This is a genomic window from Staphylococcus sp. HL28, from assembly GCF_021117155.1.
In the GTDB taxonomy this organism is placed as follows: domain Bacteria; phylum Bacillota; class Bacilli; order Staphylococcales; family Staphylococcaceae; genus Staphylococcus; species Staphylococcus warneri.
The window spans coordinates 1,858,338-1,874,103 of record NZ_CP088218.1; the positions used below are offsets into that span (position 1 = coordinate 1,858,338).

The 15,766-nt window shown below is 31.2% G+C and carries 12 protein-coding genes and 1 riboswitch; of the genes, 3 read left to right on the forward strand and 9 right to left on the reverse strand.

All coding sequences use genetic code 11. The features are described 5' to 3' along the window. Positions 1–97: 97 nt before the first annotated feature. The 6 genes from LPC11_RS09030 to LPC11_RS09055 form a co-directional block, all read right to left on the reverse strand. Positions 98–1,456 carry a TrkH family potassium uptake protein gene (locus LPC11_RS09030; RefSeq protein WP_023375027.1) on the reverse strand — a complete coding sequence of 453 codons (1,359 nt, stop codon included), beginning with the start codon at positions 1,454–1,456 and terminating at the stop codon, positions 98–100. 16 nt (positions 1,457–1,472) lie between these two features. After that, positions 1,473–3,275, reverse strand: coding sequence for a S1C family serine protease (locus LPC11_RS09035; RefSeq protein WP_023375026.1), 1,803 nt, complete (start codon positions 3,273–3,275; stop codon positions 1,473–1,475). Between the two features lie 202 nt (positions 3,276–3,477). Further along, a complete protein-coding gene (locus tag LPC11_RS09040) occupies positions 3,478–4,278 on the reverse strand; it encodes a TerC family protein (RefSeq protein WP_023375025.1) in 801 nt (266 codons plus the stop codon). A gap of 69 nt (positions 4,279–4,347) precedes the next feature. Beyond that, a riboswitch (yybP-ykoY riboswitch) is annotated at positions 4,348–4,459 on the reverse strand. 124 nt (positions 4,460–4,583) lie between these two features. After that, positions 4,584–6,146 carry a peptide chain release factor 3 gene (locus LPC11_RS09045; RefSeq protein WP_023375024.1) on the reverse strand — a complete coding sequence of 521 codons (1,563 nt, stop codon included), beginning with the start codon at positions 6,144–6,146 and terminating at the stop codon, positions 4,584–4,586. Further along, entirely contained in the window at positions 6,146–6,394 is a 249-nt protein-coding gene (locus tag LPC11_RS09050; protein ID WP_041613920.1) for a YueH family protein, read from the reverse strand. Before LPC11_RS09050 ends, LPC11_RS09045 begins: the two co-directional genes overlap by 1 nt. After that, positions 6,384–7,868: a UDP-N-acetylmuramoyl-L-alanyl-D-glutamate--L-lysine ligase gene (locus LPC11_RS09055; protein WP_023375022.1), complete on the reverse strand. Its 1,485-nt coding sequence runs from the start codon at positions 7,866–7,868 to the stop codon at positions 6,384–6,386. The genes LPC11_RS09050 and LPC11_RS09055 overlap by 11 nt, the downstream gene beginning before the upstream one ends. Positions 7,869–8,481: 613 nt before the next feature. Between LPC11_RS09055 and LPC11_RS09060 the strand changes: the two genes are divergently transcribed. The 3 genes from LPC11_RS09060 to LPC11_RS09070 all read left to right on the forward strand — a co-directional run bounded on the left by LPC11_RS09060 (position 8,482) and on the right by LPC11_RS09070 (position 12,246). Further along, positions 8,482–9,657, forward strand: a complete 1,176-nt coding sequence (locus LPC11_RS09060) for a diglucosyl diacylglycerol synthase (protein ID WP_023375021.1) — start codon at positions 8,482–8,484, stop codon at positions 9,655–9,657. Then, the gene (gene ltaA / locus LPC11_RS09065; protein ID WP_231307223.1) at positions 9,635–10,825 is read left to right on the forward strand and encodes a lipoteichoic acid biosynthesis MFS flippase LtaA; all 1,191 of its coding nucleotides are present in this window, start codon (positions 9,635–9,637) and stop codon (positions 10,823–10,825) included. The genes LPC11_RS09060 and ltaA overlap by 23 nt, the downstream gene beginning before the upstream one ends. A gap of 101 nt (positions 10,826–10,926) precedes the next feature. Further along, positions 10,927–12,246: an ISL3 family transposase gene (locus LPC11_RS09070; RefSeq protein ID WP_148519196.1), complete on the forward strand. Its 1,320-nt coding sequence runs from the start codon at positions 10,927–10,929 to the stop codon at positions 12,244–12,246. 148 nt (positions 12,247–12,394) lie between these two features. Here LPC11_RS09070 and LPC11_RS09075 read toward each other — a convergent pair whose 3' ends face one another. From LPC11_RS09075 to LPC11_RS09085, 3 genes are all read right to left on the reverse strand, one after another. Beyond that, positions 12,395–12,904 (reverse strand): YjcG family protein, encoded by a 510-nt coding sequence (locus LPC11_RS09075; RefSeq protein ID WP_023375019.1) that lies wholly within the window; start codon positions 12,902–12,904, stop codon positions 12,395–12,397. Positions 12,905–13,067: 163 nt separating this feature from the next. Next, on the reverse strand, positions 13,068–13,814 hold the full coding sequence (locus tag LPC11_RS09080) for an esterase family protein (protein ID WP_023375018.1): 747 nt from the start codon (positions 13,812–13,814) through the stop codon (positions 13,068–13,070). Between the two features lie 191 nt (positions 13,815–14,005). Beyond that, positions 14,006–15,568: an alanine/glycine:cation symporter family protein gene (locus LPC11_RS09085; protein WP_104681662.1), complete on the reverse strand. Its 1,563-nt coding sequence runs from the start codon at positions 15,566–15,568 to the stop codon at positions 14,006–14,008. Positions 15,569–15,766: the final 198 nt, after the last annotated feature.

Here is a 15,766-nt window from a genome sequence, read left to right on the forward strand (position 1 = left end):
ATATCACTTTGGATAGATAACTGATTTTATTAAGAAAAGTATAAAAGACATTTTAAGTATAAACTGTCTTTTATACTTAAAATGTCTTTGCTTTAATTTATCCAATTTGTATACGTTCTTTAGGGTAGCTGAATTTTTTAGGCTCTTTTCTTCCGGCTATCATTATAATGAATGAGATTAAACCAACACGTCCTATAAACATTAATATCATTAATACAATTTTTGTAATGTTACTTACATCATCTGTTACACCTAATGTTAGTCCACATGTACCAAATGCTGACATAACTTCAAAGAAAACTTGTAAAAACGATAGTTTACCTTGCTCTGCTACAGATATAATAATCATGCTTGTGAAAGTCAAAATGGAAGCCATTGTAAATACCATAAATGACCGTTGTATATCCATAATATGAATTTCTCTGTTAAATACTTTAATAGAGATTTTATCTGCAGAATTACTAAAATTAATGACAAATAATATTAAAATAGCGAAAGTAGTAGTACGGATACCACCACCCACGGAACTAGGAGATGAACCTATAAACATCAAAATGCTCATGATGATATTGGTTGCATCACTAAAATGGGATACATCAATGGTTTGTAATCCTGCACTCCTAGTTGTTGCTGATTGAAATAGTGAATAGAACAGCGACTGGTGCCAACTCATCCCTTTGAATGCATGATTATGTTCTAATAAAAATATAATAATGACACCAAAAACAAATAAAAATAAATATGTTGATGTTGTGATTTTAGTAAATAATGAAAATCTAAAGTTTGTTACTCTATTTTTAATATAGGCTTTGACTTCTAGCAATACTGGAAAGCCAATAGAACCCAAAACGATTAGGAACATCACAATCGTTTGCACAAAATAATCTTTGGCATATGGGACAAGTGAATCACCAGTAATATCCAGACCACCATTAGTTGTAGCTGATATTGAAACAAATATCCCTTGCATAATAGCATATTTTAAATCCGGATTATCTCGATAAAAATAAAATGCCAGTAAAAGTGCACCTATAAATTCTATTACAATAATCGTTCTAACTATTTCTAAGATTAATTTGACTGTCCCACTCATTGTATCTTTATTGTTATCAAGCATAATTAGCTGACGTTCACGAATACCTATATGTTTACCTAGTACGACCCATAATAATGTTCCAATGGCCATCACACCAATACCGCCAATATTTAGAATGACTAGTATAATAATTTGACCAAAAGTTGAATACGTATCAACAATACTAATTGGTGTTAATCCTGTAACGCTTATTCCAGATACTGCTACAAATAATGTATCTATTGGATTAACGTCGACACCAGATTTATGTACATATGGCAAATTTAACAATAAGAACGCGACAACAATTGCTGCTAAATAGTATAGAACTATCCCTTGTTGAGGACTGGATCTTTTTAATAGTTGGCCAAATATCGACATTCATTTCACCTCAACATTATTTTAGTTTTATATCTATATTAATGACTTTTCCATCCCTATACACTTTAGCTTTTAACTTGCTTTTGTCTTCTCTATGGCTAAATATAATTTGTCTATATCTTAAATTATCTTCAATTCTTTTCCCATCTAATTCTACTATGACATCATCTTTTTTCAACCCTGATTTATCGCCAGGAGCATTGGGTTTTACTTCGCCAACTATAATACCATTTTTAACACTATTAGGTAATTTGATTGATTGGCGTTCATCGTCATCAATATCTGCTACATTTTTAATTTTGATTCCAGTGTTAGGATATTCAACTTTTCCTTCTTTTTCTAATTGATTAGCTATTTTTTGAGCATCATTAATGGGTATTGCGAATCCCATACCTTCCACATTATTCATATCAATTTTCAGAGAAACAATACCTATCAGTTTACCATCTCTATCTACAACTGCGCCACCAGAATTTCCTGGATTCACCGGAGCATTAATTTGAAATGCTTTCATTAGTACATCATAGCTATCATCTTTATCAATATCTACTGGTACATGTCTATCTAAACCAGAGACTATACCATCAGATACACTTTCTTTGAAATCTACACCTAATGGATTACCAACTACTATTATTGGTTCTCCTAAAACAAGATGATTAGAATTACCAATAGTAATAGCTTTTACAGAATTATCTGCACTTTTAGCTTTAATGACCGCTATATCAGACCATTTATCAGTGCCGATAACTTTTCCTTGAACTGACTTATTATTACCAAATGTTATCTTTTGTTTATCTTTATTACCAACTACATGCGCATTTGTCATAATAAAAAGAGAGTCGCCCACTTTTTTGTAGACGACACCTGAACCAATTTCATTATCTGCTTTAGATGTATTATTGGGGACTGAAGTATTTTTTGACCCTTCGTTCTCCACTGTTACTACAGATTTAACTGTACTGTTCGCACTTTTCATTGTGTCAGTATAATGTTTATTCGTAGGTGTTAAAGCACTGTCATTTGTATGGTCATTTTTATTAACATTAGTAAAAATAGCGTTAAGTATAATAATTAATAATATCACTCCAATAATGATAGCTATTTTAGGCCAATGTTCCATAAAAAATGACTTGATAATATCTAAATAATCGGTTTTATTTTCTGTTTTATCACGAGGTGAAGATATATTATCTTTCTTTGTTTCAAAATGATTTTGTTTAGCACTTTTTTTGCTATGATTCGGATATTTATTTTCAGAATCAAAATCATCATTTTCAACTGAACCTGATTGATTATTTAAATTAGTATTACTAGATTCTGCTTCATTGTTTTTCTTTTCAGTTTCAGATTCACTACCATTATTTAAGTGACCTTCTTGTGATGCGTTAGCTGCTAATTCATCACTTTGATTCTTACCAAAAGTGGAATCTTCATTAACATCTCGATTGATATCTTGTGATGATTGATTTTTACGATTTTGATTTCTTTTAAGTTGTTGTTCCTCTGGTAATGTTAATTTCGACTTATCATTTTCTTGAGATTGTTGTGTTTTATTCGTTTTATCATTATGATTTGATACTTGATTTTGTTGTTGTTGGATTTCTTCTTTAGTTAACTTTTCTATTCTTGCTTTTCTTAAGTTATCTTTAACTCTTTCTTCATTAACTTTAGCTTGGTATTCATCCTTTTTAGCTTGAATTTTTTCTTCTTGTCTTTGTTTAGCTACTCTTTCTTCTCTTTCTTCGTTATGAAAAAATTCACGACGTTGACGTCGATAGCTTTTACGAGGAATTACTTGTTTTTTATTTTTATCCACTAGATAGCCACTCCTATCATTTCAATCAATTACTTTTATTATGACATACTCAATGAGTTTAAGGTAACATTTTTCACAGTGATATGTATAACCTCAATTAATAGTATTATGTATATATAAATTTTAATATTTTATAATTAAAACTGCAATGTAAAACGAGCATTAAATAAGACTTCGTATTAATATACGAAGCCTTAGTTCATTATTTCTTTTTCTTTTTATTATTTATAGCTGATGTTAACCAACCAATAACAACAAGTAATATTAAGACTGTCCAGAAAATAGACTGCCATATTACACTATGTGGAAATTCTTCTGGTAAAATTTCTATATCATCATGTGCTAATACAATTACTACTAATTTAATACCTACCCAACCGACTATTGCAAAAGCGGCACCTTCTAAACCAGGATATTTGTTTAATAATTCAACAAACCAAGTTGCAGCAAAACGCATTAAAATTACTCCAATCATTCCACCAATAAACATTACTGCAAACTGTCCTAAGTCTATTCCACCAAAATCAATGTCTATCTCAGGAAGAGTAACTGCTATTGCTAATGCTGCTAACATTGAATCAATTGCAAACGCAATGTCTGCAAATTCTACTTTAAATACTGTACTCCAAAATGCTTTTGGACCAACTTTCTTTTCTTGACCATCTTCGTCAAAGTGATGATCTTCTCCTACATTTTCATGATTCTTGTCATCTTTCTTATGGAAGAATTCCCATAAGTTTTTAATTGACATATATAGTAAATAAACGGCCCCAGCTGCTTGAATAAACCAGAAATTAGCAATAATACTAATTAAGAACAAAGCAATAAATCTAAATACAAATGCTCCTAATAAACCATAAAATAAAGCTTTCTTTCTTTGTGCCGGTGGTAGATGTTTGACCATAACCGCCATTACTATTGCATTATCAGCAGCTAATAATCCTTCTAAAAACACTAACACGAGTATTACCCATGCATAGGATAATAACAAACTCGGATCCATAGTGGACAACTCCTTTAAATTTAATACAAATAAAGAGACCTATGCTAAATAATAGCAAAGGTCTCACTTAGCAAATACTATTGCCCACTTTACCGGAAGTGAATACTTCGTAATGACGATAAAGTGTAAAATCACTTAAATTAATTCAGTGACTATCAAGTTACTCCCCTCTGACATGAGTGTCATAGGTATTTATTTGTGAATATATTTATTATACAAGCTAATTGTTATAATGACAATTTATAATTTTATAACATCACCATTATATAACGATTGATACCCGTGCTAGTGTATAGACAAACATATTACAATAAACTATATAATTTAATGTCTGGGAACTTTTCTTCAAACCATCGTGTCGCAAATTCGTTTTCAAATAAAAACACATAATTATCATAACGATCGTGTACTAGTATCGAACGAGATGTATTCATATTATCTTTAATATCATCTTCATTTTCAATCCATCTCGCAATTTTACGTCCTACTGGTTCCATCACTACATCTACGTTGTATTCATTATTCATACGGTGTTCGAAAACTTCAAATTGTAACTGTCCAACTGCACCTAAAATAATTTGATTCGTATGCAATGTTTTATAGTATTGAATTGCACCTTCTTGTACTAATTGTTCAATACCTTTATGAAAATGCTTTTGTTTCATAACATTTTTCGCTGATACTTTCATAAATATTTCTGGTGTGAATTGTGGTAAATCTTGGAAACTAAAGTTTTGTTTTCCACCAACTAATGTATCCCCGATTTGATAATTACCTGTATCATATAAACCTATAATATCTCCTGCGACTGCATGATTAACTGTTTCTTTATCATCAGCCATAAATGAAGTAGATCGTGTGATCTTTTGTTTTTTACTCGTACGTTGTAAAGTTACATCCATACCACGTTCAAATGCGCCACTGACTACTCTCATAAATGCAATTCTATCTCTATGTTTAGGGTCCATGTTAGCTTGAATTTTAAAGATAAATCCTGAAAAGTCAGTATCAAAAGGACTTACTTCAACATCTTCTTTAGTTTGACGTGCATTTGGCATTGGAGCATGATCAACATAAGCATTTAAAAAGTTTTGAACTCCGAAATTAGCTAAAGCTGAGCCGAAGAATACTGGTGTCAATTCACCATTTAATAGTGCTTCGTTATCAAAATCTTCGCCTGCTTCTTCTACTAACATTAATTCTTCAATTGCTTGTTCGAATGCACTATCATTTTTAATTGCATGATCTTCTTCTAATTCATAATCATCATTTAGGTGTAAGATATTCTCTTCATCTCTAAATGGTTCAATAGATTTAGATTTTCTATCAATAATACCAAAGAAGTTTTGACCCATACCAACTGGCCAATTCATAGGATAAGTATCAATATTTAATGTTTCTTCAATTTCATCCAATAATTCAAATGGTTCCTTACCTACACGGTCTAGCTTATTAATAAAGGTAAAGATAGGAATACCTCGCATCTTACAAACTTTAAATAATTTTAGCGTTTGGGGCTCTATACCTTTCGCACAGTCAATTACCATTACAGCACTATCTACTGCCATTAAAGTACGATACGTATCTTCTGAAAAGTCTTCGTGTCCTGGTGTATCTAAAATATTAATCTTATAATCATCATAATCAAATTGCATTACAGAACTCGTTACTGAAATACCACGTTCTTGCTCCACTTTCATCCAGTCACTTGTAGCGAATTTACCTGTTTTTTTACCTTTAACAGTACCTGCTTCACGAATAGCACCACTGAAGAATAATAGTTTTTCAGTTAATGTTGTTTTCCCAGCATCCGGATGGGAAATAATCGCAAAAGTCTTTCTTGACTCTACTTCTTCCTTTATATTCATTAATCATTCTCCTTTAGTATTGTTTCAAACCAATAGGTTACTACATTTGCTAATTTTTGGGCTTCTTCTTCATCATAAAATGTGAAAAATTGCATCAATAACGCTTCGTTAATCTCTGCAACATTTAAATCAATTGCAACTTCAACTGACCAAAATTGATCAGGTATAGCAATAAGCATTGTTTCATTCAACCTATGAAAATATACTTGAAATACAGAAGTACCCTCTGTATATTCTCTAATCTTCAATAGGTCCACCGCCAAATTTTTTATAAGCCGCTTCTAAACCAATTAAGTCATCACGGTGTGGTACTTTTACATGTCCGGGCATAATTTGATAAGGTTCTCTACCTTTTGAAGCTAATACTACAGTATCACCAGGTTCTGCAACATCAATTGCATGTTTAATACCTTCTGCTCTATCTTCAAATTCAACATAATTTGAGTGTGTGGCACCTTTAGCTAATTCTGCTGTTAGCATTTTAGGATCATCATTGGCAGGATTATCAGGCGTGAAAATAACGTAATCAGCACGACAAGCTACACTACCCATTTCAGGTGTTTTAGTCATGTCTCTTTCGCCAGCCATACCTACTAAGAAGATAAGTTTTTGCTTAACAAATGGCTTAACTGCATCTATAAGTTTATTCATTCCGTCTGCAGTATGTGCGTAATCTATAATTAAATCTATTGGCAAACTAGGATCTAATACTTCTAAACGTCCCTCTACTGGTTCAAGTGATTTGACCGCTTCAATGATTTCTTCAAAAGTAGCACCTTTACTCCAAACTGCTATCATAGCTGCCATAATGTTTGAAATGTTGAATTTACCTACATATGGACTCTCAACTTGATAACTACCAAACGGTGTATCAAATTCAAATTTAACACCTTGTAAAGATTCTTCTACATTAATTGCTTTAAACTGTGCATCATTATCTATGCCATATGTAAATACCTCATACGGCGTAACAGAAGCTAGATATTCTGAAAAATCATCATCGTTGTTTAATACAACATATTTTTCTTTAGCGAGGTCCTCACCTAATTGACTAAATAATAGTGATTTAGCATGTCCATAAGCTTCCATTGTGCCGTGAAAATCTAAATGATCTTGAGTTAAATTAGAAAAAATTGCAACATCAAATTCCACGCCTCTTAAACGCCCTAATGATAAACCATGACTGGATACTTCCATTGTCATTGCTTCAGCACCTTCATCAACAGCTTCTTTAATTTTTTTAGTTAGAGAAACTGTTTCCGGAGTTGTATTCGCACCTTTTGTTTTTGTTTCATTAATTTGGAAACCATTTGTTCCTAAATATGCACTACTTTTATTTAACTTTCTATAAATTAAATGAATCATAGTTGCTATAGACGTTTTACCATTTGTTCCTGTTACGCCATATGTAACTAATTGATGACTTGGAAAGTCAAACAATTCATGTGCTAATAAGCTCGCTACTCTTAAAGTGTCAGGCACAATAATTTGAGTCACGTCGCCTTTTAAATCTTGCTCTCTATTGACTACAATGATACTACATCCTTGTTCTACTACATTTTGACAAAACTTATGGCTATCAACTGTGTAACCTTTTGATGCGACAAAAATACTGCCTTCTTTAGCTGTTCTTGAATCAGTAGTGATATCTACTACTTCTTTATCTAATGTTCCTATAACTTGCTTTACTCGAATTTTTTCGAACAATACACTCGCATTCAAAATGAATCGCTCCTTTTTTTACAATAAGTCTATTATACACGTTTTGATGACTATGATAAATTTATTCTTTCTATTTAATTGTATTAAATACCTGTTATTTATAATCAATATTAACTGAGTTATTTTATACCAATGTCTTATATTTGAATTATGATTAATCTATACTTATTAAATTGGATTATTCTATTTATATATTTAGGGGAAATATAAATTTTGATTATTCAAAACTTTGAAAATGTAAATTTATACCTTATTTATTAATCTACTATTAAATAAAACTAAAATTCTTGTTATTTCATAGGTTTTAATAAAACATACTTGTTAAACCATGCTAACATTATAAATAGATTATCAATCTTATTTAAAGTAATTATAAAGAGAATACATCACTTATATTAAGTTCTTTCAAATTTATTTTTAAGATAGTTGTGGTATAATGCATAAATACAAATTTTTAGGCAATGTCATATTACCCGTTTAAATTGTAATTAAAATAACATTGCTACAAATCAATGATATTTCATGTACACGTAATCACGATATTCCTTTTATAATGTATTAAAATACGTTACACTTATTATAAATTTTAAAAATTAACGGAGGGTGGCTTTTAATGGTTACTCAAAATAAAAAGATATTGATTATTACTGGTTCTTTCGGTAACGGTCATATGCAAGTTACTCAAAGCATCGTAAACCAATTAAATGAAATGAATTTGGACCATTTAAGTGTGATTCAACACGACCTATTTATGGAAGCGCATCCTATTTTAACTTCTATATGTAAAAAATGGTATATCAATAGCTTTAGATATTTCAGAAATATGTATAAAAACTTTTATTATAGCCGCCCTGATCAACTAGATAAATGTTTTTATAAATATTATGGACTAAATAAATTGATTAATATACTCATTAATGAAAAGCCAGATTTAATTTTATTAACATTCCCTACACCAGTAATGTCTGTTTTAACAGAACAATTTAATATCAATATTCCAGTCGCTACAGTGATGACTGATTACAGAATGCATAAGAACTGGATTACACCAGAATCAGATCGTTATTATGTAGCTACTAAAGATACCAAAAAAGATTTTATCGAAGCAGGCGTACCAGCCTCACAAATTAAAGTCACGGGAATTCCAATTTCAGACAAATTCGAAGAACATATTGACCAAAGAGCTTGGTTAAGTAAACATCACTTAGATCCTGATAGACCTACAATATTAATGTCTGCTGGTGCTTTTGGTGTTTCAAAAGGATTCGACCAAATGATTAATGAAATTTTAGAAAAAAGTAAACATTCACAAGTTGTTATGATTTGTGGTCGTAGTAAAGAATTAAAACGCGCTTTACAAGCTCAATTCAAAGATCATCCTGATGTTCTCATTCTAGGTTTCACAAAACATATGAATGAATGGATGGCATCAAGTCAATTAATGATTACAAAACCTGGTGGTATTACAATTTCAGAAGGACTTACACGTTGTATTCCAATGATTTTCTTAAATCCAGCTCCTGGACAAGAATTAGAAAATGCCAATTATTTTGAGAGTATGGACTTTGGTAAAATTGCCAATACACCAGATGAAGCTATAGATATTGTTACGCATCTTACAAATAATGAATCATTATTAAATAAAATGACTTCAAACATGAGAGAATCTAAAATTGAGTATGCCACTCAAAAATTATGCAAAGACCTATTAGAACTTTTAGGCCATTCTTCGCAACCAGAAGAAATTTATGGAAAGGTGCCTTTGTATGCAAGATTCTTCGTTAAATAACTATTCTAATAATAAAAACTTTATAATAATGCTAGTCATTTTATTTCTTATGGAATTTGCTAGAGGCATGTACATATTAAGTTATATTAACTACCTTCCTACTGTCACTTCAATTGCAGTTGCAGTGACATCTTTAGCGTTTTCTATTCATTTTATAGCAGATGCAGCAACAAATTTTGTGATTGGCTTTTTATTAAAAAAGTTTGGCGCTAAATTAGTATTAACTTCTGGTTTTTTACTTGCATTTCTAAGTTTGTTTTTAGTCATTTGGTTCCCATCATCACCAATAGTCATCATTATTAGCGCAATCATGCTAGGGATAGCCGTTAGCCCTATTTGGGTTATCATGCTATCAAGCGTTCAAGAAGATAAACGTGGTAAACAGATGGGTTATGTATATTTTGCATGGTTATTAGGTTTATTAGTTGGTTGGGTAGTAATGAACTTCTTAATTAAAATACATCCATTACATTTTGTATTTATGATGTCTTTAGTAGTATTAATCGCTTGGATATTATACTACTTCGTTAATATTCAATTGACTAATTACAATACCAAACCTGTAAAAGAACAATTATTACAGATAGTAGATGTAACTAAGCGACATATTGTTTTATTCCCAGGTATATTACTCCAAGGTGCAGCGATTTCAGCATTAATACCTATTTTACCTACTTATGCTACAAAAATTGTACATGTATCAACGATTGAGTATACTATTGCAATCATGATTGGTGGAATTGGTTGTGCTATATCAATGCTATTTCTTTCAAAAATAATTGATAAAAATAGTAGAGGATTTATGTATAGTATTATATTTGGCGGGTTCATCTTATACACACTTATGATATTTGGATTATCATTAATCACAAATATATATATTGTATGGGGAATCGCGTTATTCATTGGTCTCATGTATGGTATCTTATTACCAGCATGGAACACTTTTATGGCTGGACACATTAATCCAAAAGAACAAGAAGAAACTTGGGGCGTATTTAATAGTGTGCAAGGCTTTGGTTCTATGATTGGTCCTTTATTAGGTGGCTTAATTACCCAGTTTACTAATAATTTAAATAATACATTCTATTTTTCTGCACTTATTTTCTTAGTTTTAGCCTTATTTTATGGCTATTACTTTAGGTTGTATATTTTTAACGGTTGGTGAATAAAATTCACTAGCCGTTTTATCTTTTAGACACAAAAAAGCACAAATATCTCTATAATTATAAGTGGCTAAACAAATAAGTAAGGAGAGATATTGTGCCTATGTGTAATGATATATCAGAAATCATTGGAATTGAAGTAGAAAACTTAAAAATCACTCAAAAACTTGGCTTGTATGTTCATAAAAACGTTCGATGTTTACTATACAAAGGGATTTTGACGTACATCCCTATGGGATGTGAATGTTGTGGTATTAAAAACGATAATCACTTAATCATTAAACACGGATTTCGAGAAACTAAAGTATATATGGGTTTAATTCTTGAACGACCTGCGTACCTACAGTTAAAAAAGCAACGTTTTTATTGTAAGGAATGTGGTCAAACATTTACGGCTCAAACACCTTATATTGAGCCACGTTGTAGAATTTCCAAAGATGTTAAACTAATGATGATGAAGAAATTAGCCAAAGTAAGTTCTGAAAAAGACGTAGCTAATAGCTTGTTTATTTCACCTTCCACTGTACATCGATATTTAAAGGAAGTCAGTTCTTCTGTTAAAACAACTCCTAATAGCGAGTTGCCGAAACATTTATCTTTTGATGAATTCAAATCTACAAAAGATGTGGATGGCGCAATGAGTTTTATTTATTGTGATAGTATCACGCACGATATCATCGATATCTTACCAGATCGTCGCCAATTTAAACTCAAAGAATATTTTTTAAGGTTCTCTAGAAAACAACGTAAAAATGTTAAGAGTATATCTATTGATATGTATGTTCCATATATTTCGCTTATTGAATCACTGTTTCCAGAAGCAAAAATTATCATTGATCGTTTCCACATTGTTCAAGCAATAACTCGCGAAATCAATCGAACTCGGATTAAAGTTATGAATGAATTTCGAAGAAAGGATAGGCCGAATTATAATAAATTAAAGCGGTATTGGAAGCTGTTACTTAAGACACCACACGATTTGAACCGAATGCATTATCATCAATTTAGGCTTTTTACTACATGGCAGAGTCAGTATAGCCTTGTCCAATATTTATTAAGTTTAGATGGTCAACTTAAAGCAACGTATGAAATGGGTCATTTAATTTCAGACGCCTTAAAATCTAATAACATTAAACAATTAACCTATAGTTTATATACTTCGAAAAAACATGATCTATCCAAAGGTTTAAAACGAGTAATTAATACGTTGATAAAATATTTACCCTATATTACAAATACAATTCGATATCCACATCTAACAAATGGCCCTATTGAGGGAATAAATAATAAAATTAAGCTTATTAAGCGAGTCTCTTATGGTTATAGAAATTTTTATAATTTTAGAAATCGAATATTGATTATTTCTAGGATATTTGTAAGTGAATATAAAAAAAGTACTAAGCAACTGAATAGAGTTGCTTAGTACTTAATTCCATTACCAACCGACGTTGACATAGAACCTTACTTTATAAATAGAAAACGTGCTAATTAAATAAAAATGGAGTGAGATAAAGATCTATGTATCATAGATTCCACTATCTCACTCCATTTTTTATAACTATTTATAATTATTAATTTAACTTAAATGTATCGATAACTTTCCATTTATCTTCTTCAGTGCTAAATTGTAGTAATGATAATTCATCGATTGTCTCTTTATGATCTACCCCTGCTAACTCTACTTGACCATAAATATCTTCAAATTCTTGGCTTGAAAGACCTTGAGCAATTGTAAAATGAGGTACAAATTGATGTTCGGCCTTACCATAGAAATCATCTGTATTAAAACGATTGAAAATTTCTTCAAGTTCATCATTCTTAGCAACTTTAAAGTAAATAACATTATTTACTGGTTTAAAGCTAGATGCTTTAGTTGCATGAATATCAATTGATGAAATACCTTTAATTCGAGTTTCAATTTCTTTTTTAACTGAATCTAAATCCGCATCGTTAACTTCAAATTGAGATTTCACAGTAATATGTGGCATAATTTGCGCATAATGTGTATCATAACGCTTACGATATGCATTTACCTCTTCTTGAAATGACTTTGATGGGATTAAAGCTAATCCTAAAATCATTTGAATTCCTCCTTTGTTTAACCTATTTCCATTATATCAAAATTCTATGAAAACCGTTACTTTAAACTTAAAAATATTTTTTCTATTTTAAACAATATACATAATAATATTTGTACGTTATTAATTTGAATAACGATTGAACTTGATCATTTATAAGTATGATTTACTCTGGTAATTCCTCGTCTAAAAAGTATCTTAAAATATCCCCTAATAACGGTTTCCATGATTTCCAATTATGACCACCTTCAAATTCTTGATAGTGATAACGAACATCAAATTGATTAATAAGTGCGTTCAACTCGCGATTAGGTGTTAAGAAATTAGCTCGTTGGCCATTCGTAGGTAATGTGAAGTCTTCCTCTTCTAAACCGATTCCATGCCAAAGAGAAAGTTGTGATTTCGTGTCACATCCCTCAACTTTCTCTTTAACCACTTCATCGTATTGTGGACTTAACATTGCTACTTGGCTAAATATCGTTGGATAGGTTAGCGCTGTGAGTAAAGCTATACTTCCAGCTAAACTATCACCCATCAATAGTCTAGCATTCCCCACCTTATAAGTAGGAAAAGTTGCATCTATAAATGGTAGTAGTTCTTTTCCAACTGCTTGAACAGTTAAATGTGATCGACTACCTTTTGGATGAAACTCTTCACGTCGTTTTTCAACATCTTCATAATGAAAACCTACAATAATAGCTCTTTGAATTTCATTATCTTTACGTAGTTTTTCATATTCTCTTTGGATTCTTCCAAACCTTAAAAAATCCAATCCGTCGAAGCATATAATCACTTGGTATTTAAATAAATCAGTATATTCTTCAGGCAAGTAAATAGAAATAGTAACATCTCTTTCTAATATGTCACTATAAAATATATGTTTGTTAATTTTACCTGGTTTAAATTCAGACATGCTAAAACGCCCCCTAGTAGTATTATTTATATTGTACCAAGAGACGTTATATTTTTAAATTATGTGCGCTATGAACTTTGATTAACCCTGCAAATTTAAACCTACTGTGTGTTAATTTGTTGTTCTTAATCCAATAATGTCTTACAAATGATAACTAAGTTCTCTAATTTTTAAAATAATAAACTCATTATTTATTTTTCGTTTTTCAATCTTTCTGGATACGTTTTTAACCAAAATATTGCATTAGGAATTTTCTTGGCATCAGGCTTGTAAACCGCATGGTAGCCCGAACCCAAATGTGCCTTTTGTCGTTCATAATCTTTGAGTGCTTCTAACGCAGGTTTATGCAAAATCCAAATTGCTATAATATTCAACCATGCCATTAATCCAACACCTAAATCCCCTAATGCCCATGCGACGTCGGCTGTTTTAATAGAACCATAAAAAGTTGCAAATAATAAAGCTAACCTTGCTATGATAAAGAAGATGTGTGTAGTACTTTTACTTTGTTGTCTAGTTAGATATGCTACATTAGTCTCTGCGATATAGTAATAAGCCAATATCGTCGTAAATGCAAAGAAGAATAAAGCAATGGCAATAAAGTATGAACCAATACCAGAAAAATGGGGATCAAAATGGTAGCCACTTCCATGGAAAGCTTTATCTATACCTGCTTGAGCATACATTGCAGTACCTGAATAATCTTTACTGCCATCTGCATTTTCTACAAATATTCCTCCATCTTTGATTAAATGTGGTGTACCATTCGCATTAGTCTGACCATCTGTTACGTTATACGTACCAGAAAGTAAAATAATAAGTGCTGTTGCTGTACAAACAAATAATGTATCTACATAAACAGAGAATGATTGAACGAGTCCTTGTTTTGTTGGGTGAGAAACTTCTGCAGCAGATGCGGCATGCGGTCCAGTTCCTTGACCTGCTTCATTAGAATATAACCCTCTTTTTACACCTATCTCAATCATGGCACCCACGATACCACCAAATGCTGACTGTAACCCAAACGCAGACTTGAAAATAAGTGCAAATAAAGATGGCACATGTTGGATGTTAATAATAATGATGACTATCGCCATTAATATATATATCACTGCCATAAACGGTACAACTGCTGTAGCAACATTAGCAATTGAACGTAATCCACCAAAAATAATTAATGCTAAAATAATGACAACTATAATTGCTACTATCCAATTTGGAACATTAAAAGCATTATGCATAGAGCTTGCAATTGCATTTGATTGTACACCAGGTAAGAGTAAACCTACTGAAATAACTGTAACAATCGCGAATACTAAACCATATATTTTCCCGAATTTCCCACCTATCCCATATTCAATATAATATGCTGGTCCGCCTCGATATTCTCCCTTATCTTCACGTTTAAAAATTTGTCCTAAAGTGGATTCAATAAATGCACTACTAGCACCTAGAAAGGCACTAATCCACATCCAAAAAACAGCTCCTGGTCCTCCAATAAATATAGCAGTCGACACTCCTACAATGTTACCTGTCCCTACACGCCCTGCTAATGACATTGCTATAGCTTGAAAACTTGTAATACCACTTGGCGACTTTTCCCCTTGAAACATTAAACGTATCATCTCTTTAAAATGCCTCACTTGGAAAAAACGCATTCTCAAGCTAAATAAAATCCCTGTTAATAATAATCCGTATACTAATGGTTTACTCCAGACGAGATCATTTAAAAATGTAACGATTTTTTCAATCATCGTATACCCCCTTAATTATTATCGATTAAAAAAATTATACAATGTATATTTACACTTTACAATATATTTTCAGAATTTTCATTAAATAATATGTATTTTAAACTTACTCAATATGGTACTTTATCAATCATGACTCTTTTGTAGCTTTTCAATTTGAGATATACTATATAAGACTATAAAAAACGAAAATTTTCAGGA

Excerpts from the sequence above, each read along its gene's own strand:
- LPC11_RS09070 (WP_148519196.1), top strand. The coding sequence starts at position 10,927 with ATGTGTAATGATATATCAGAAATCATTGGAATTGAAGTAGAAAACTTA.
- LPC11_RS09040 (WP_023375025.1), bottom strand. The coding sequence starts at position 4,278 with ATGGATCCGAGTTTGTTATTATCCTATGCATGGGTAATACTCGTGTTA.
- ltaA (WP_231307223.1), top strand. The coding sequence starts at position 9,635 with ATGCAAGATTCTTCGTTAAATAACTATTCTAATAATAAAAACTTTATA.
- LPC11_RS09030 (WP_023375027.1), bottom strand. The coding sequence starts at position 1,456 with ATGTCGATATTTGGCCAACTATTAAAAAGATCCAGTCCTCAACAAGGG.
- LPC11_RS09045 (WP_023375024.1), bottom strand. The coding sequence starts at position 6,146 with ATGAATATAAAGGAAGAAGTAGAGTCAAGAAAGACTTTTGCGATTATT.
- LPC11_RS09085 (WP_104681662.1), bottom strand. The coding sequence starts at position 15,568 with ATGATTGAAAAAATCGTTACATTTTTAAATGATCTCGTCTGGAGTAAA.
- LPC11_RS09075 (WP_023375019.1), bottom strand. The coding sequence starts at position 12,904 with ATGATTTTAGGATTAGCTTTAATCCCATCAAAGTCATTTCAAGAAGAG.
- LPC11_RS09060 (WP_023375021.1), top strand. The coding sequence starts at position 8,482 with ATGGTTACTCAAAATAAAAAGATATTGATTATTACTGGTTCTTTCGGT.
- LPC11_RS09080 (WP_023375018.1), bottom strand. The coding sequence starts at position 13,814 with ATGTCTGAATTTAAACCAGGTAAAATTAACAAACATATATTTTATAGT.